At 56.8% G+C, this 17,203-nt stretch carries 13 protein-coding genes and 1 other RNA gene; 7 read left to right on the top strand and 7 right to left on the bottom strand.

From position 1 onward, the window contains the following. Positions 1-4 precede the first annotated feature (4 nt). A complete protein-coding gene (locus DW133_RS01010; protein ID WP_118274341.1) occupies positions 5-1,252 on the top strand; it encodes a peptidase U32 family protein in 1,248 nt (415 codons plus the stop codon). Positions 1,253-1,267: 15 nt separating this feature from the next. Here the strand turns inward: DW133_RS01010 and DW133_RS01005 are convergent, their stop codons facing one another. From DW133_RS01005 to DW133_RS00995, 3 genes are all read right to left on the bottom strand, one after another. Further along, positions 1,268-2,947: an ATP-binding protein gene (locus DW133_RS01005; protein ID WP_118274339.1), complete on the bottom strand. Its 1,680-nt coding sequence runs from the start codon at positions 2,945-2,947 to the stop codon at positions 1,268-1,270. Between the two features lie 288 nt (positions 2,948-3,235). Then, complete coding sequence (gene groL / locus DW133_RS01000) at positions 3,236-4,870, bottom strand: chaperonin GroEL (protein ID WP_118274337.1); 1,635 nt, start codon at positions 4,868-4,870, stop codon at positions 3,236-3,238. A gap of 50 nt (positions 4,871-4,920) precedes the next feature. Continuing rightward, the gene (locus DW133_RS00995; RefSeq protein WP_118274659.1) at positions 4,921-5,208 is read right to left on the bottom strand and encodes a co-chaperone GroES; all 288 of its coding nucleotides are present in this window, start codon (positions 5,206-5,208) and stop codon (positions 4,921-4,923) included. Positions 5,209-5,484: 276 nt separating this feature from the next. Here DW133_RS00995 and DW133_RS00990 point away from each other — a divergent pair, with 276 nt between their 5' ends. The 3 genes from DW133_RS00990 (at position 5,485) to DW133_RS00980 (ending at position 8,935) form a co-directional block, all read left to right on the top strand. Then, positions 5,485-6,447 (top strand): DMT family transporter, encoded by a 963-nt coding sequence (locus DW133_RS00990; protein WP_118274335.1) that lies wholly within the window; start codon positions 5,485-5,487, stop codon positions 6,445-6,447. Between the two features lie 128 nt (positions 6,448-6,575). Continuing rightward, positions 6,576-8,039, top strand: coding sequence for a D-alanyl-D-alanine carboxypeptidase/D-alanyl-D-alanine-endopeptidase (gene dacB / locus DW133_RS00985; protein ID WP_118274333.1), 1,464 nt, complete (start codon positions 6,576-6,578; stop codon positions 8,037-8,039). Continuing rightward, positions 8,036-8,935 (top strand): DMT family transporter, encoded by a 900-nt coding sequence (locus tag DW133_RS00980; RefSeq protein WP_118274331.1) that lies wholly within the window; start codon positions 8,036-8,038, stop codon positions 8,933-8,935. Before dacB ends, DW133_RS00980 begins: the two co-directional genes overlap by 4 nt. Before the next feature lie 74 nt (positions 8,936-9,009). Here the strand turns inward: DW133_RS00980 and DW133_RS00975 are convergent, their stop codons facing one another. Together DW133_RS00975 and hemL are read right to left on the bottom strand one after the other, a co-directional pair. Then, entirely contained in the window at positions 9,010-11,271 is a 2,262-nt protein-coding gene (locus DW133_RS00975; RefSeq protein ID WP_158571082.1) for a protein-disulfide reductase DsbD, read from the bottom strand. A gap of 14 nt (positions 11,272-11,285) precedes the next feature. Further along, positions 11,286-12,563: a glutamate-1-semialdehyde 2,1-aminomutase gene (hemL, locus tag DW133_RS00970; protein WP_118274327.1), complete on the bottom strand. Its 1,278-nt coding sequence runs from the start codon at positions 12,561-12,563 to the stop codon at positions 11,286-11,288. 228 nt (positions 12,564-12,791) lie between these two features. Here hemL and rnpB point away from each other — a divergent pair. Then, positions 12,792-13,105: RNase P RNA component class A (gene rnpB, locus DW133_RS00965), an RNA gene on the top strand. Between the two features lie 69 nt (positions 13,106-13,174). Here rnpB and DW133_RS00960 read toward each other — a convergent pair. Next, a complete protein-coding gene (locus DW133_RS00960; RefSeq protein ID WP_118274325.1) occupies positions 13,175-15,280 on the bottom strand; it encodes an acetate--CoA ligase family protein in 2,106 nt (701 codons plus the stop codon). 49 nt (positions 15,281-15,329) lie between these two features. Next, entirely contained in the window at positions 15,330-16,055 is a 726-nt protein-coding gene (locus DW133_RS00955; RefSeq protein ID WP_118274323.1) for a DsbC family protein, read from the bottom strand. Between the two features lie 366 nt (positions 16,056-16,421). On the opposite strand from DW133_RS00955, the gene DW133_RS00950 reads away from it, so the two are divergent. Continuing rightward, complete coding sequence (locus DW133_RS00950; protein ID WP_118274321.1) at positions 16,422-16,778, top strand: NirD/YgiW/YdeI family stress tolerance protein; 357 nt, start codon at positions 16,422-16,424, stop codon at positions 16,776-16,778. A 36-nt stretch (positions 16,779-16,814) separates the two neighbouring features. Further along, the gene (locus DW133_RS00945) at positions 16,815-17,186 is read left to right on the top strand and encodes a NirD/YgiW/YdeI family stress tolerance protein (RefSeq protein WP_118274319.1); all 372 of its coding nucleotides are present in this window, start codon (positions 16,815-16,817) and stop codon (positions 17,184-17,186) included. The last annotated feature ends 17 nt before the right edge of the window (positions 17,187-17,203 follow it).

The following is a 17,203-nucleotide window of genomic DNA, read 5'->3' as shown; positions in this document are numbered from 1 at the left end:
AGTAATGCGAAACGACAGAAAAGAGTTTGAGATTTTGGCCCCGGCCGGTTCCCGAGAAGCGATGGCGGCTGCCGCAGCAGCAGGTGCCGACGCCGTGTATTTCGGGCTGGGCGCGCTTGATATGCGGAGTCTTGCTACCGGTGCTTTTCGCGAAACCGACTTGCCTGATATTGCCGCTTTTGCAAAAGATCACAATTTGAAGACGCGGCTAACGGTTAATGCCGTGCTCTACGATGAAGATCTGTCCGAGGCTCGTCAAACGATGCTTGCTGCCAAGAAGGCGGGCATTGATGCCGTCATCTGTTCGGATGTGGCGGCGATGATGCTTGCGCACGAAGTTGGTATCCCCGTGCATCTTTCCACGCAGCTCAACATCGCCAACGTTGAAGCGCTGAAGTTTTATGCGCACTTTGCCGATGTCGCTGTTCTTGCTCGTGAATTGACGCTTGAGCAAACCGCAGCAATCACGAGAGCCATCGACGAGCAAAACATCTGCGGGCCGTCGGGCGAATGCATCAAAATCGAAATTTTCTGTCATGGGGCGCTCTGCATCGCACAAAGCGGCCGCTGTTTCATGAGTTTGCACACGAGGGGAAAAAGCGCCAATCGGGGGCAGTGCCTTCAGTCGTGCCGCCGCAAGTATTACATCAAGGACGCCGAGCGCGACATTGAGTTGCAGATTGATCCGCAGTACGTGATGAGTCCGAAGGATCTCAAAACGATCGGCTTTTTCGACAAAATGGTTCAGAGTGGCGCGCGTATTTTCAAAATCGAAGGACGCGCCCGCTCGCCCGAATATGTGCGCACGACCGTGCAGTGCTACAGCCAGGCCCTGCAGGCGGTGCTTGACGGCGACTTTACGGCCGACAAGGTGGCCTGTTGGGATGACAAGCTTGCCGAGGTCTTCAATCGCGGCTATTGGGACGGATGGTACCTGGGAGCTCACACGCCGGAGCTTGCCTCCGGATACGGCTCGCAAGCCACAATCACCAAACGTTTTGCCGGCAAGTGCATCAATTTCTTCAATAAGGCGTCGGTGGCGCAATTTCTGGTGCAGGCTGACGGCTTCGACAGAGGTACTCGACTGCTTGTCACTGGTCCCACAACGGGCGCGGTGGAGTTTGTGGCCGATGAAATTTTCGACGACAACGGACCGGTGAATCACGCGACCAAAGGAACGGCCGTGACGATCAAGGTTCCCGAGAAGGTGCGTGAAAACGACAAGCTTTATGTGCTGCAGCCTCGCGGATAGCGAGCGGAATTACTTTTACGAAGATGCTCGGTACGTGCTTGTGCGCCTGTCGCCTTCTCGTATTAGCCGCCCTTGGTCTGTTAATTTGCGTAATAGTCGATAAGCTGGTTGGGCTTCGAGACTGAGAATTTGCATTACATCGGCTCGTGTGATGCAACCTTTTTCTCGGGCAAGCTGCATGACAAGCTCATCGTTTCTTACGGAGCCAATACCCGATTGGCGGACCATCTCAATTTCGCGATTCTGAGCCTTATAAAACTTTGGGCTCAAGATGAAATCGCGTTCGGATCCACTTCCTTTGCATTCAAGAAGACCGTCTTCGACAAGTGTTTCGACGTGCCGTTTGAGCCGGTTGGCAGGCAGTTTTGTTGCAGCGACAATGCCTTCGAAGGTGATCCGCTTGGAAAAGAGTACCGCTGTCAGCACCATCAAGCTTTGGATGGAAATCGGCTTGCCGTTTCGCTTTTGATATTCAAGGATGAGCCTGAAGAAATTGACGTCGGCCTCGCATTTTGGGAAAAAGACACGCACGTTTTCTTCAGTGGATTCGGAATAGTCCGGTGACGGACGTCCGTAGACAAGACTGCCTTCAAAAATCAGATCAATTCCTCGTCCTGTACGCTCGGCAAGTCCCAATCGCTTGAAAATGTCCGCTAACAGCGCATTTCGCGGATGCGGTTCAACAGTGAGCAGGTTGTTGAGATCAACACCGGAAACAAAGCCGCCAGGACTGTTGATTTCCAGGCCGTCGTCCGTGAAACGGACGGAGACACGATTGAGGATGGTGTAGTCACGGTGACAAAAGGCGTTGACCAATGCTTCTCGAAAGGCTCGCTCGGAAAAGGTTGGAATTGCAATGCGAACGAGATCCTGCGTGATTTCGACTTCCGTATTGCGGGCTCGGAACCGATCAAGAAGAGCGTCAAAGCTTCGGAGCAGCGGCAGTTCGATTTCTTCGTTTGCCAGGACTTCCGTTCCGCTGAGATGCTGAAAAACGGCTCCGGCTCCAGGGACAAACCGCCGGATGCTTGCTTTTTTCCCGATCAAAAGCAGCCCTGCGACCGTCGGCAACAAACCGTGCGGCGTTTCGTTTACGAACCCCAGAGCTTTGTCGAGGTCTTCATTCTCAAGTTCGAGCAGAGTGCTGTCTCCTCGGTTGTCGCGAATGAAGCTCCTCAATCGCCGGCGTTCATCGTTGTCCAGGTCGGCGTACGAAGTATTCGGCAGGATCATGGATGAGTAGTCGCAGCGTCCGATTTCTGAGAGACGCGAAATGAACTCCTGTGGAAAGAGTGGGGAGGTTTCAGGCGTCTTATCGATCTTCAGCCGGCGTTTGAGAACTTTGCCGTCGTTGGTCGCAACGATACCCGTGGCTTTCGAAACTTCGATTACTAGTACATCGAGACCTTCGCCAGCCTCGACGAGTTCCGCCACGACTGCTACGGGTGGAATGGTGTGCGAAGCAATGTATGCGGCGGCAAGGTCCGGATCGCGCCACCTGGGTGTTCGTACACCCGACACGATGCCGTCATCATTGATGCCGACGTAAAGCGTTCCTCCTTCAGCGTTTGCCAGTCCAACGACGGTCTCAACCACAACCTTGTCCGGCAGGCCGCTTTTAGGATCACTCTTGAATTCGATCGTTAACGATTCTCTGGAAGGAAATTGCGGGAAAGAGAGATTGTCGGTGTTCATGGTAAAGAATCAACAGACGGAAAAGTGAGCTAAGATACAGACGGTTAGCATCATGATGCTAAATTATAAAGACATTGATGTTAAATGTATGTATTAACTGATGTTAAAAAAGGAGTGGTGATACATACATGTCCGTATGTATGATCTTAAGTTGTCTTTACCACGAACGACAAACAACTGAAGGTTAGAGATTTTTCGTCGAATCTAAGACGTGAACCTAAAAGAAGAGCCGCCTGCTTTACAGCAAGCGGCTCAATGCCTTAAAGACTTAAGCGCTCAGGCGATGAATTACATCATGCCGTCCATTCCGCCCATGCCGCCCATCGGAGGCACAGCCGGCTTGTCTTCAGGGATGTCGGCGACCATGCAGTCGGTCGTGAGGATCAGACCGGCCACGCTGGCAGCGTTCTGCAGAGCGGTACGGGTGACCTTGGTCGGGTCGAGAACGCCCATGGCAACCATGTCGCCGTATTCGCCCGTCTGAGCGTTGTAGCCGAAGTTGCCTTCACCGCCGGCAACCTTGTTGACGACCACGCTGGGTTCTTCACCGCAGTTGGACACGATCTGGCGCATCGGTTCTTCCATGGCGCGCAGAACGATCTTGATGCCGGCGTTCTGTTCGTCGTTGTCACCCTTGAGGTCCTTGATGGCGAACTTGGTGCGCACGAGAGCCACACCGCCGCCCGGGACGATGCCTTCTTCCACGGCAGCGCGGGTAGCGTGCAGGGCGTCTTCCACGCGAGCCTTCTTTTCCTTCATTTCGACTTCGGTAGCGGCACCGACCTTAACGAGGGCTACACCGCCAGCGAGCTTGGCAACGCGTTCCTGAAGCTTTTCACGATCGTAGTCGCTCGTAGCGGCTTCGATCTGCTGACGGATCTGGGTGACACGGCCTTCGATAGCCTGAGCGTCGCCGGCGCCGTCAATGATAGTCGTGGCTTCCTTGGTGACTTCAACGCGCTTGGCAGAACCCAACTGTTCGAGGGTTGCCTTTTCGAGCGTGAGGCCGAGGTCAGACGAGATGACCGTTGCGCCCGTGAGCACAGCGATGTCTTCGCACATGGCCTTGCGGCGGTCGCCGAAGCCCGGAGCCTTGACAGCCACAACCTTGAGGATGCCGCGGATGGAGTTCACCACGAGGGTGGCGAGAGCTTCACCGTCAACGTCTTCAGCGATGATCAACAGCGGACGAGAGGTCTTGGCAACCTGTTCGAGAACCGGCAGGAGTTCACGGATGTTGCTCACCTTCTTGTCGTGGATCAGGATGAAGGGATTGTCGAGCACGGCAGCCTGACGTTCCGGCGTGTTAATGAAGTAGGGCGACAGATAGCCGCGGTCGAACTGCATGCCTTCAACGACTTCGAGTTCGTTGTTGAGGCTCTTGCCGTCTTCGATCGTGATCACGCCTTCCTTGCCGACTTTGTCCATGGCCTGGGAGATGATGTCGCCGATTTCCTGATCGGAGTTAGCGGAGATGGCGCCGACCTGAGCAACTTCCTTGGAAGTGGTGGTCGGACGGGAGATCTTGCGCAGTTCTTCGATGGCGGCGGCCACGGCCTTGTCGATGCCGCGCTTAAGATCCATCGGGTTCATGCCGGCGGCAACGTACTTCATGCCTTCGCAAACGATGGCCTGAGCGAGAACCGTGGCGGTGGTCGTACCGTCACCGGCGTTGTCGTTGGTCTTGGAGGCCACTTCGCGCACCATCTGGGCGCCCATGTTCTCAAACTTGTCCTTGAGATCGATTTCCTTGGCAACCGTCACGCCGTCCTTGGTCACGAGCGGACCGCCGAAGGCGCGTTCGAGCACCACATTGCGGCCCTTCGGGCCCAGAGTCACCTTCACAGCGTTGGCGAGCGTGTTGATGCCGCGGACCATGCGCACGCGGGCGTCATCACCGAAGAGAACTTGCTTTGCAGCCATTTGTTTCTATCTCCGTTAAAAATTCTTCAATGAAATCAAACCGATACCGATTATTCGAGAACGCCCATGATGTCTTCTTCGCGCATCACGAGGAGTTCTTCACCGTTTACCTTGACGGTCTGACCGGCGTACTTGCCGAACAGAACACGGTCACCGACCTTCACGTCCATCGGGAGGAGCTTGCCGGCTTCGTCGCGCTTGCCGGGACCCACAGCGAGGACTTCGCCCTGATCGGGCTTTTCACCGGCGGTGTCCGGAAGGACAATGCCGCTGGCGGTCGTGCGTTCGGCTTCAAGGCGCTTCACAATCACGCGGTCGTGTAACGGACGGATCTGCATTTTGTTTTCACTCCAAATTTGAATAACCATTGAAAGGCCGCACTAGCGCGGCCTTTCAGCAATGAAATCATTTCTTAGCGGGCTCCAAGCCCGCTGCTAGAACCCCATATGGGGATGGGGCAACAGCATTTCAAGCCCCGAAGCAAAAATTTTTTCTGAAGTTTTTTTTGACAGTTTTGTCATCGAGCTGAAACGAAGACAAAACAAGATTGCGCTACTTGTTCATGCTTCCGACCTGCGATAGATTGAGAGCGGTCCGATCGACACGATAAAAGTATGCTGAACGCAGTCCGAAACATCGGTTCATTTCCCAAGGGCGTGATCTTCACGCTCTGCGCGGCCATTTTCTGGGGCTCGATGGCTGTTGCCGCGCAGGCGGTCATGGCAAACGGCGTGGTCAACGCCGGCGCGCTCGTGATCGTGCGCCTGTGTAGTTCAGGCGGATTGCTTCTTTTGTGGTGCTGCATCACCGCTCGCAATGAGATCGTCAAAATCTTCACTAGCTGGACGAACTTTCGCGACGTACTTTTCGGCGCCGTCTTTATTTATGGCGGGCAGTTTGCCTTCATGCTCGCCATTCACTATTCCAATGCCGGTGCGGCGGCCATTGTGCTGACCACCGTTCCACTGTGGGTGGCGCTTTGGGAAATGATCGTGAACCGATCGAAACCGTCGCCCCGGATGGTGATCTGTTTTCTGCTCGCTGCGGTGGGCGTGACGCTCATTGTTACCAAGGGCGAGTTCGATGTTTCCCAATTCAATCTGACGGGGCTTACCTGGGCCATCATCTGCGCTGTCATGACGGCGGGCTATTCCGTACAGCCTCGGCAGCTCCTCAAGCGCGTGGCGGTGATGCCCGTGATGGGAAGCGCCATGCTTTTCGGCGGATTGATGGCGGTCGTCGCGTCTTTCTTTTTGCCTGCGACCTTCGACTTCTCGCGCTTTGATTGGATGACCGCAGCGTTGCTTTTTCATGTGGTGTTTTTTGGCACCCTGATGGCTTTTTGCCTCTACATGACGGCCCTGCGCCTGATTTCCCCGGTGATTGCCAGCATCCTGAGTCTGGGCGAACCGGTATCGGCTTACCTGCTGTCGGTGCTGGTGATGGGGCTAGATGTTGGGCTCATCGAGGGCATCGGCGTGGTGATGGTGCTTGCAACGGTAGTTTTGCTTGCCAAGACGCCGCGCAAATCAAACGAAGGCGAAAACATTGCTCCGCGCTGGAAAAGTCAAAATTGAACGTTCGTTCATTCCGATAGGCCGCCGTAACCGATACAATTGCTCAATTCCGGCGACAAGGGGCGCAAGCCTTGACATAAAGACAAACTGCAGCCGGAAAGGGAGGGCGTCCGTATCGGGCGCGAATCATGCCGAATTCAGCAGTTCTCAAATTGAGTGCCGCTTTGGGGGCGCTTTTCCTGTCGTTCCCCGGATGGGCGCAGTTGCCGTCGGCGCTTGAAGAAGCGCTGGCGCGTACGTCCGTGTCTCTTGACGAAGTTGCCGTGTGGGTGTCGCCCGCAGGCATCAACGCTCCTGTCGTCGCGCATCGCACCGATCGTCTGATGCAGCCCGCAAGCTCCGTCAAAGTGGTGACAACGCTTGCCGGTCTTGATCTTCTCAAGCCCGATTTCACCTGGAAAACGCAGATTCGAGCGCAGACGTTGCCTGACAAGGCGGGAGCTGTGCGTTCCGTGTCGCTCATCGGTTCGGGGGATCCTCATCTGATGATCGAGCAGGTGTGGCTGCTTGTGGAACAACTACGTCAGACGGGTGTCAAGCGCATCATCGGCGACATCACGGTCGATCGCTCGGCCTTTGGCGAAAAGCCGGTTGATCAGGGCGCCTTTGACGGCGCAGCCGATCGTTCCTACAACGTGGCGGCCGATGCGGCGCTCGTCAACCTCAAGGCCGTCTCCATCACGCTTGAACCGGAAGAAAACGGCAAGTGGGCGCGCGTCACGTCGTTGCCTGTGCTCGAAGGCTTTTCCGTACCCAAGCGCATTGCTCTGAGTAAAGGTGCCTGTGGCGATTGGAAAAGCAAGGTCAAGGCCTCGTATTCGGACAAAGGCGTGCGCTTTAAGGGCGATTTGCCCGCATCTTGCGGCGTCAAAGCTTTGCATGTGTCGCGTTGGGAGGCAGACGACTATCTCACGCGCCTTTTAAAGCCGATTCTGCGCTCGGTTGGAATTGCTTGGACAGGAGTTGTCAGAGAAGGACGAGCTCTTGCCCAAAGCGGCGTGCGTCTGGCTGAAATTCAGTCACAGCCGTTGCCAACGATTGTTTCCTTGATCAACAAGTATTCCAACAACACAATGGCTCGTCACGTGTTTTTAACGTTGTCTCAGACCGACCCCGTCGGTACGGCAAAGCCTGCCACATTGACGCGCAGCCGGGCCGTGACGGATCGGTGGCTTGTTAAGGCTGCAGGCGAAGTACCTTCAGGCACTTTTATCGACAACGGTTCGGGCCTGTCGCGCAAAACCAGAATCACGGCAGAAACGATGGGGCGAGTGCTCAACTACGGTTTTCGTTCCTACGTGATGCCCGAATTTATGGCTTCGCTTCCTTTGGCGGGCTTTGACGGCACGATGAAAAAGAGAGGTATGGCGGTGGGCAGCGCCCACGTCAAGACGGGCCTCATTCGAGATGTGCGTTCAATTGCGGGGTACGTGACCGACATCAACGCCCGTCGTTGGAGCGTGGTGGTGATGATGAACGGAAAACGACTCGACGGCGATCGGATCTTTTCTCAGGCCGTACTGCAGTGGTGTGCCCAGGGCGGAGCGCAGGCTCTTTGGGATGATCAACGAAAAGGGAGCGCGGCACGATGAAACAGTCTTTATGGGCGATTGCGGCTGCGGCCTGCTTTTCCATCATGGGCGCCTTCGTGAAATTCTGCACGGAGGATCTGGGCTCCTTTGAACTCGTGTTTTACCGTTCGCTTTTCGGCGCCATCTTCATTGCGTTTGTGGTGGCAGGCAGCGGCGGCACGCTCAAGACGGAACACTTCCGGCATCATATCGTTCGATCTTTGTTGGGTGTCACGAGCGTTGCGCTGTGGTTTTATGCCTTGTCGCAGATGCATTTCGGCACCTGCATGACGCTCATTTACACGACGCCGCTATTCATGGCCTTGAACTTCATCATTCTTGCCAAATGCAAGGGTGAAAGAGCGCCGTGGGCGGTGGTGTTGGCTATTGTCACGGGCTTTATCGGCATTTGTCTGGTGATGAAACCGGGACTGGGTACCGATGAATTTATCCCCGCGTTGATTTGCTTGGGCGTGGCGCTCATTGATCTGGCTGCCTACTGGCAGATGAAACAGATGGGGCGCCTGAACGAGCCGAGCTATCGCATCGTGTTTTATTTCTGCATTCTCGGCATGGTGTTTGCCGCGGTGGGCACCGTGGCGACGACTGGCTTTCATGTGCCCAATCTCACTGGCATAGCGGGGCTTCTCGGCATGGGCCTTTTTGCCACGCTCGGGCAGATTTGCACCACGCGCTCCTACGCCTACGGCAATATGCTTCTTTCCTCCTGTCTGGGTTTTTCGGCCGTGCCGTTTTCGGTCATTTTCGGCGTCACACTTTTTGACGAGTCGGTCGATCCGCTGTCGCTTTTCGGTATGACGCTTATTTTGCTTGCCGGCATGTCGGCAGCTGTGGCCACTAAGCGCATGGAAGCAAAGCAGGAAGCCGAAGAGTTCGCCCGTCAGAAAACCTCCTGAATCTGTTCCGCAGAAAAAACGGCAGACGCCGCTAAAACGTCTGCCGTTTGGAAACACCGGAAGTCAGAGTCCTTTTAAGGCGCGTCCTTCTTGGTTTCTTCATTCTTTGCCGGTTTTTCGCCGACGTTTTCCTTCAATGCCGCAATAAAGGACGACTCAGTGAGAAGTTCCGGCAAAACCGTGGCCGTACCGTCTATCTTGTAGAGCAGATAGAGCGGCACGCCCGTACGGCCGAACTTATTGAGCATTTCGGTGATGTTGCTGTCGCGGTTCGTCCAGTCGGCTTCGAATCGCGCGTAATTGAGACGCGTGAGTTCGGTCGTGGCAGCCTCGGTGCGCAGTGCCGTGGCTTTATTGAACTGACAAGTCACGCACCAGGCGGCCGTGAAGTCGACCACAACGGGCTGACCGCGGGCGATGGCCGAATTGACCGCCTCTTCGCTCCAAGGCTGCCATTGATCGGATGCCATCACCGCTTCGGTGTCGATGCGACGATCGAAGTTGCCAAGACACAACAGAACCATGCATCCGACGGTCACAAGCGCGCAGACGCCTTTGAGTACCTGCGAGCGGCCGCGGCCGTACTGTTCTCTGCCTACGGCCCACAACAGACCGGTGACCGAACCCATGGCAAAGAGCACGGTGAGAAGCCCGTAGAGCGTGACTTGACGCGAAAGCACCCAGATGAGCCACAAGGCAGCCGCGACCATCGGAATGGCCATGACGCGCTTGAAGGTGAGCATCCAGGCGCCCGGACGCGGCAAGAGCTTCATCCAGGCCGGTACCAAAGTGAGAATCAGCCACGGAAGCGCCATACCGAAACCCAACGCCAGGAAGATGAGCATACTCACGGCGCTGTCCTGCAGCACGGCGTACCCCAGAGCCGCCCCCATGAAGGGTGCAGTGCAGGGGGAGGCCACCACGACGGCGAGAACGCCCGTAAAGAAGCTTCCGAGAGGCCCCGTGCTCGGCAATTTGCGCACGGCACGGCTGTCGGCAAGGTGCGAGGCGGCCGTGAACTCGAAGACGCCCAGCAAATTGAGCGTTAGCGCGCTAAAGAGCAGAATCAGAGTCGCCACAACCCAGGGCTGCTGCAGTTGGAAGCCCCATCCGATGGCCCATCCCAGACTTCGAAGTATCACCAAGGCGCCGGCGAGCGCTGCCATGGAGAGCAGCACGCCGCCCGTAAAGGCAAAGCCGTGCAGAGCAAGCGCACCCTTGCGGCGAGAGCCGTCGACCAATTGCAGGATCTTGAGGCTCAACACGGGAAACACGCAGGGCATAAGGTTCAGAATCAAGCCGCCCAGGAACGCAAAGCTCAAGGCGGTCGCCGTGCTCATGCTCGGCGGCGCATCGGGCAGTTGTGCGGTTGGAGTGGCCGGTTCGGCTTGAGCGGAATCCGGTTTTTCTTCCGGCGCCCACGGCAACGGCACCTCGCCCGGCTTGATGTCGAGCGTCGTTTCGATGGCCCAGCCTTCGTTGTCCGGGCCGCCGTCGGCGACGATCACGCCGGTAAACGGCAGAGGATTGCCGGTCTTGAGGCTTTCCAGATATTCAGGAGCGGCCTTAAGATAGAGCGACACCTGGTCTTTGCTGAGCACCGCTCGATCGAGTTCCTTAAAGTCGACAAGTCCTTCGGTAAGAGGAAAGAACTCCACCTTTTTTTCGATCTTGCCCGCAAGCGGGGCAAAGTCGATGCGGATGCGGTCGTCCTCAATCTGAGCCGAAATGTGTTCGGAGACAACCTTTTCGGGGATGGACTTGAGCGTCTTTTCAAACTTGCCGGCAAAGGGGCCGGGTTTGGCTGCCACCTCCACTGGAAGCTTCATCGAAACTTCGGCGGTGCCCGGAATGCAGACTTCCTTGCAAGCGAGGTAGTCAACCTTGGCTCGCAGGGTGTATGTGCCGCCGTAAGGCGTTCCCCAGGGAATGTCCAGATTGAAGGGCAAAAGCACTTCGCCCGAGTACACGAAGTTGGTGATGGGCCCGAGCTTATGCTTTTGCGGCGTGGGCCAGCCGATTTGTTCGGCGGTCCAGCGGCGCGGCAACTTCCATTCGACACTCGGAGCAAAACCGGAGTCACCCGAGAACTGCCAGTACGTGTGCCAGCCCGGTTCGTGCTTGAGCAAAATGCCGATGTCGTTGGTCGCGCGCGGAATCCCGGCCGTTTGTCGCGACACAAGCTGCACCGTCACCGTCTTGGGTTGGCCGCCGCCTGCAAAGGGAGATCCCGTGCCGGCAGAACCCGCACCCAATCCGGTCGGAGCGGCCAGTGCTACGGAAGCTGCCGTCGTCAAGCCGAGCAGCAGCGTCGTTAAGCTGCGAAAGAGTTTCATTACCGCTTTGAACATTAAAGAGCCGCAAAAGCCTTGCGGGCGGCTGCGATAGTCGCTTCGATGTCTTCGTCGCTGTGAGCCGCCGACACGAAGCCCGCTTCGAAGATCGAAGGAGCAAGGTAAACGCCTTCTTCGAGCATCGTGTGGAAGAACTTCGCAAACACGGCCGGATCGGCCTTCATGACGTCGTTAAAGCCGTTGGGCAGGTTTTCAAGGAAGAAGAGCCCCATCATGCCGCCCTGAGAGCGAGCGCAGAACGAAACGCCGGCTTGCTTGGCCGCAGCGGTAAGTCCTGTCACGAGCTTGGTTGTCTTTTCCGAGAGGCTTTCGTAGAAGCCCGGCTTCTGGATTTCCTTGAGGGTGGCCAGACCGCAGGCAACGGCCACAGGGTTGCCCGAGAGGGTGCCGGCCTGATAGACGGGGCCCAAAGGAGCGATCTTATTCATGACTTCGCGGCGTCCGCCGAAGGCAGCCACCGGCATGCCGCCGCCGATCACCTTGCCCATCATGGTGATGTCGGGCACGATGTTGTAGAGGGACTGTGCGCCGTGCAGCGCTACGCGAAAACCCGTCATCACTTCGTCGACGATCAGAAGCGCGCCGTACTGCGTGCACAGGCGGCGCATTGTGTCCATGAATTCCTGCGTGGCCGGAACCATGTTCATGTTGCCGGCGATTGCCTCGACGATTACGCAGGCGATGTCGTCGCCCCATTGCTTGAATGCGTCTTCGAGCTGCTGCGGATTGTTGTATTCGAGTACGAGCGTGTGTTCGGTCGTACCGGCCGGAACACCAGCCGAAGAGGGGTTGCCAAATGTGAGCATGCCCGAGCCGGCCTTCACGAGCAGGCTGTCGCTGTGGCCGTGGTAGCAACCTTCGAATTTGATGATCTTATTGCGGCCCGTGTAGCCGCGAGCCAGACGAATGGCGCTCATGCCGGCCTCCGTGCCGGAACTCACAAAGCGCACGGCTTCGACATTGGGCATGATCTTGATGACTTCTTCGGCAATGAGCGTTTCGCCCTCGGTGACGGCGCCAAACGAAAGGCCCGTGTCGACGGCGGCGTGCACGGCTTCAATCACGGCCGGATGGTTGTGGCCGAGGATCATCGGACCCCAGGAGCCGATGTAATCGATGTAGCGGCGACCTTCGGCATCCCACATGTAGGCGCCTTTGGCGCGACGGATAAAGCGCGGTGCGCCGCCAACGCTCTTGAAAGCGCGTACGGGAGAATTCACGCCGCCGGGGATGCTCTGCTGAGCCCGTTCAAAAAGTTCCTCGTTGATGCCCATTTTCTTTCCAATGCATTGAATCAATAAAAGCAACAGGGCACCGGATACAGCCGATCCCTGTAAATTCAGCGAAGTCTAGCAAGGTCAAGCCTATGTTTCGCTTAACAAGTGTGTGCGGATGCAAACAGTTTTGTGTCTCTGTTGTTCGAAGAGCCAGCAATGGAAATGAATCGGGTGCGGAAAGTTGCAGTACAGAAAAAATCCGCGTAAATTCTCACGCCTCACGTTGGGGTGAGGCGGACGGCCGCAATGAACTTGTTTTCATTGAGGAAAGTCCGGACTCCGAAGGGCACCGTAGCAGGTAACGCCTGTCCGCCGCAAGGCGAGGATTAGAGCAACAGAGACGAGCCGATTCAGTTCGGGTGAAACGGGCAATCTCTACGGGGAGTAACACCAAGTAAGCAGTCTTTGACCCGGCCCGGTGAGACTGCGGGTAGGTGGCTGGAGGCTCTGCGTGAGCAGAGTCCGAGATGAATGGTCGTCACTGCGGTTTTCGAAAGAAAGCCGCGGCACAGAATCCGGCTTATAGCTTCAGCCCGACGTGAACCGAACAAAAAATGGGGAGCTTCCAAAAGGATGTCTCCCCATTTTGTCAAGATGCCTCGTCTGCCTTAGGCAAGCTTGATGCGGCCGTCAACGGCGATGGCTTCGCCCGTGGTGTTGGAAATCATCAGCGGATTGATGTCGAGTTCCTGCACAATCGGGAAGTCGGTCACCAATTGCGACAGACGCAGCAGCGTTTCTTCCACGCGTGCGATGTCGGCAGGCTTGGTGCCGCGGGCGCCTTCGAGAAGCTTGAAGGCTTTGACGGAACGCACCAGATCGTGCGCGTCGGCATCGGTGAGCGGGGCCAGAGCAAAACCAACGTCTTTCATTACTTCCACAAACACGCCGCCCGTGCCGAACATGATCATCGGGCCGTACTGAGGATCGGCGGCGATGCCGCAGACAAGCTCACGGTTGCTCTTGACCATTTCCTGAATGATGACGCCTTCAAGTCCATCAAGAATGCCGCGCTCCTTGAGTTTGGCTACGAGATCGCGGTACTGCGCGCGCAGTTCCTCGTCCGAGCCGATGTTCACGCGCACGCCTCCCACGTCGGTCTTGTGCGACGTGCTCTTGGAGGTCATCTTCATCACGACGGGGTAGCCCACTTCCTGAGCGGCAGCTACGGCTTCGTCTTCACCGACGGCAAAGCGTGCCCGGCAGACCCGCACGCCGTAGGCCTCGAGTACGTCGAGACTTTCGCGCGTGGTGAGCTCCAGGCGCCCTTCGGACTTCACGGCGGCAAAGATGTCGCTCACGGCTGACTTATTGACGTCAAAGACGGGCGTCGTACCGACCGGGCGCTCCATCCACTTACGCTGCATATTGAGTCGTGCCAGACCGTCGACCGCTTCTTCAGCGTACATGAAGAACGGAATCGTCACTTCACCCTTGGAGATTTCGCTAAAGAACTCGTTTTTGGTCATGAACACACCGACGATGGGCTTTTCAGGGTGCTGCGCCTTGATCTCCATGAGCGCCTTAGCCACGTCCGTGTCCTTGAGTCCGAGGAAGGGGAGGTAGATAGAAATCACCATGTCGACGCCTTCATCGGCAAGCACCGTTTCGAGCGTGCGGCGATAGTGTTCAAGCGGCGCCGAAGCGATCATGTCGACCGGATTTTTCACGGAAGCAGCGGCGGGCAGGAAGCTGCGCAGCGTTTCCTTCGTCGTCTCGGAAAGCTGGGCCATCTGCATTCCGTAGTCAATGACGCTGTCGGTAGCCATGATGCCGGGGCCGCCCGAGTTGGTGATGATGCACACGCGGTCGCCCTTGGGAATCGGGCAGTTGGCAAAGACCTTTGCTGTGGCAAAGAGCTGCTTCAAGCTGTACTCGCGGATGACGCCGGACTGACGCAGCAAGGCTTCAGCGGCACGGTCGGAACCGGCAAGCGAGCCGGTGTGAGAGCTCGCAGCCGAGGCGCCCGCAGCAGAACGGCCGGCCTTGAGCGCGAGCACGGGCTTGACCTTGGTCACGCGCGAGGCAAGCTTGCGGAAGTTTGCCGGATCCTTGATGGACTCCATGTAGAGAAGAATCTGACGGACGTCGTCCTGATCCTCCCAGTATTCGATGGCGTCTTCGGCATTGACGTCGGCCTGGTTGCCGATGGAGACGAACTGCGCAAAGCCGATGCCGAGGTCTTGCAAAATGTTGAGAATGCCGCCGCCCAACGCGCCCGATTGCGAGACGAAGCCGATGTCACCGCGCACCGGAAGCGATTCGGCAAAGCAGGCGTCCATGCGCACGTCCGGATGCGTGTTGACCACGCCCAGGCAGTTGGGCCCCACGCAGCGCATGCCGTATTTCTTGACGCGTTCGTAGAGCTGAGCTTCCATTTCGGCGCCTTCTTTGCCGGACTCCTTAAAGCCCGCCGAGATCACGACGAGGCCCTTGACGCCCTTTTCGTGGCACTGATCAATCGTGGAAAGCACAAACTTGGAGTTAACGACGATCACGGCCATGTCTACGGGGCCTTCGATGTCGAGCACGCTCGGATAGGCCTGAAGCCCCTCGATCATGCCGCCCTTGGGATTGACCGGGTAGATGCGGCCCTTAAAACCGAACTCGATTAAGCGCTTCATCAGATCCGAGCCGATGGTGTGGGGCTTGGTGGAAGCGCCGATCACAGCAATGCTGGAGGGTTTCATGATGTGGTCAAGACTGTGCGACATGGTGTGTTCGTCTCCAAAAGTACGGTTGGCGGGCAAATCGGCTGGCGGCTTATTTTTTAGCCGCGCTGTTGGCGAGATTTTCTTCGATCGCTTCGACTGACATCAGGCCCGTGTAACGGGATCCGTCGGGGAAAATCACGGCCGGAATGGAGTTGATGCCGAGCTTTTGACCGAGTTCGAGATTGCGGTCAAGCACGGCGCTGTTGCTGCATTGGCCAACCTCGGGCACCTGGCCGCTTGCCATTGAGTCGAGGAAGGTCTTGACGGGGTCGCTTGCGCAAACGATGCGACGAGCTTCTTCACGCGAACGCAGCACCGGATACATGAAGTTGTAGACGGTGAGGTTGCCGGCCTTGCGCAGGTTCTGCTCAAGCAGACGGCAATAGGGGCAGTTGGCGTCGGTAAAGACGATGAGCTTGCGCTCGCCCTTGCCGTAGACGACCTTGATGGCGTCCTTAAGCGGCAGTTCCGCCCATTTGATGCGGTTGAGCTCTTCAATCCGTTCGGCGGTGAGGTCGCGTTCCGTGGCCGAGTCGAAGATTCGGCCGATGATCAGGTGGCGCGCATCGGCATCGGAATAGAAGATGCGCTTGTCAATGACCACTTCCCAGAGACCATTGACGGGGGACTTCATTACGGAGTCGGGTGCTTTGCCCGTGGCGGCCTGAACCGCTTTGCTGATTTTTTCAATCTGAGGGTCGGTCGCGGCGCTCGCGGTAGCGGAGGCCAGAGCGGCAAGGCAGGTGAGGGAACAGACGAGGGTTTTGATTTGCATGATTCGAAAAGTAAGGTTGCGGCGCCGACAGTCGGGACGATTTGGGGCAAATCGAGGCGGCCAGCGGCGGGAATCCAAGTGGTTCAAAGTGTAGCCGAAAAAGATGACCGCTCGCGCGATACAAATGGTTGCAATTAAGCGCGTGCCGACTGAGAAAACTTTGCGTCCGCTAAGTTTTCTAAGTTCGCCTTCTTTGCGCCGCCCGACGGGAAAAACGATGAACCGAGAGGCGGGAAATAGTCGGTTGGGGCCAGCTATGGGGTGGCTAATCCGGACTTCCTAAACTGCGTGTTACCAAGAGGGGAGAAGAAGTTCCCCGACAGACAGAAAGCATTTGAAAACGGTTTTTCTACAAGGAGTAACACCATGCTCAATCTCAAGACCATTGCCGCTGCCACCGCTCTTGCCTCCGTTATCGCCTTTGCTCCTGCCCAGGCTCAGTTTGTGGGCGGCCCGAGCAACGTGACCACCGTCAAGAACCTGCTCGACAGCGGCAAGGACGATCAGCTCGCTACGCTCGAAGGCTACATCGTGCAGCAGGTCAAGCACGAAAAGTACATGTTCCGCGACAGCACCGGCGAAATGCTCGTTGAAATCGACGACGAAGTCTTCAAGGGCCAGCGCGTTGATCCGAAGACCAAGGTGCGCATTGACGGCGAACTCGAACGCGACTTCATGGAAAAGGACAAGGTTGACGTCTACAACCTCACCATCCTGCGCTAATTCGCTAACCGCAGACGCATCACGGAGAACTGGAGAATGTCGAATCTGAAATCCATGACGCTTGCGGCGGCAGCCCTCGGCATTCTTGCCGCCGCTCCCATCCAAGCGCAATTTGTCAGTGACAAACCCGCCGTTGCGGTGACAACTGTCGCTGAATTGCTTAAAAACGGCAAGCAAGATCAGGAGGCGTCGCTCGAAGGCTTCATCGTTGAGCAGGTCAAGCGCAAGAAGTATGTGTTTGCCGATGAGACGGGCCGCATCATTGCGGAGATTCCCGACAAGGTCTTTCAAGGTCAGCGAGTTGATCCCAAGACCAAGATCCGCATCGAAGGAGAACTGGAGCTTGAATACGCCGAAAAAGAAACGATTGACGTCTATCGTCTGACGGTTCTGCCGGCAGCTCCGTAACGAAAGCAACGCAGCAC

It is taken from the genome of Sutterella sp. AM11-39 (assembly GCF_003472385.1).
In the GTDB taxonomy this organism is placed as follows: Bacteria; Pseudomonadota; Gammaproteobacteria; order Burkholderiales; family Burkholderiaceae_F; genus Duodenibacillus; species Duodenibacillus intestinigallinarum.
The sequence above is the reverse complement of the archived record's forward strand: the minus strand, read 5'-3'. Positions and strand labels throughout refer to the sequence as shown.

Excerpts from the sequence above, each read along its gene's own strand:
- DW133_RS00950 (WP_118274321.1), top strand. The coding sequence starts at position 16,422 with ATGCTCAATCTCAAGACCATTGCCGCTGCCACCGCTCTTGCCTCCGTT.
- groL (WP_118274337.1), bottom strand. The coding sequence starts at position 4,870 with ATGGCTGCAAAGCAAGTTCTCTTCGGTGATGACGCCCGCGTGCGCATG.
- DW133_RS00960 (WP_118274325.1), bottom strand. The coding sequence starts at position 15,280 with ATGTCGCACAGTCTTGACCACATCATGAAACCCTCCAGCATTGCTGTG.
- DW133_RS00990 (WP_118274335.1), top strand. The coding sequence starts at position 5,485 with ATGCTGAACGCAGTCCGAAACATCGGTTCATTTCCCAAGGGCGTGATC.
- DW133_RS00995 (WP_118274659.1), bottom strand. The coding sequence starts at position 5,208 with ATGCAGATCCGTCCGTTACACGACCGCGTGATTGTGAAGCGCCTTGAA.
- DW133_RS00945 (WP_118274319.1), top strand. The coding sequence starts at position 16,815 with ATGTCGAATCTGAAATCCATGACGCTTGCGGCGGCAGCCCTCGGCATT.
- DW133_RS01005 (WP_118274339.1), bottom strand. The coding sequence starts at position 2,947 with ATGAACACCGACAATCTCTCTTTCCCGCAATTTCCTTCCAGAGAATCG.
- DW133_RS00955 (WP_118274323.1), bottom strand. The coding sequence starts at position 16,055 with ATGCAAATCAAAACCCTCGTCTGTTCCCTCACCTGCCTTGCCGCTCTG.
- dacB (WP_118274333.1), top strand. The coding sequence starts at position 6,576 with ATGCCGAATTCAGCAGTTCTCAAATTGAGTGCCGCTTTGGGGGCGCTT.
- DW133_RS00975 (WP_158571082.1), bottom strand. The coding sequence starts at position 11,271 with ATGAAACTCTTTCGCAGCTTAACGACGCTGCTGCTCGGCTTGACGACG.
- DW133_RS00980 (WP_118274331.1), top strand. The coding sequence starts at position 8,036 with ATGAAACAGTCTTTATGGGCGATTGCGGCTGCGGCCTGCTTTTCCATC.
- hemL (WP_118274327.1), bottom strand. The coding sequence starts at position 12,563 with ATGGGCATCAACGAGGAACTTTTTGAACGGGCTCAGCAGAGCATCCCC.
- DW133_RS01010 (WP_118274341.1), top strand. The coding sequence starts at position 5 with ATGCGAAACGACAGAAAAGAGTTTGAGATTTTGGCCCCGGCCGGTTCC.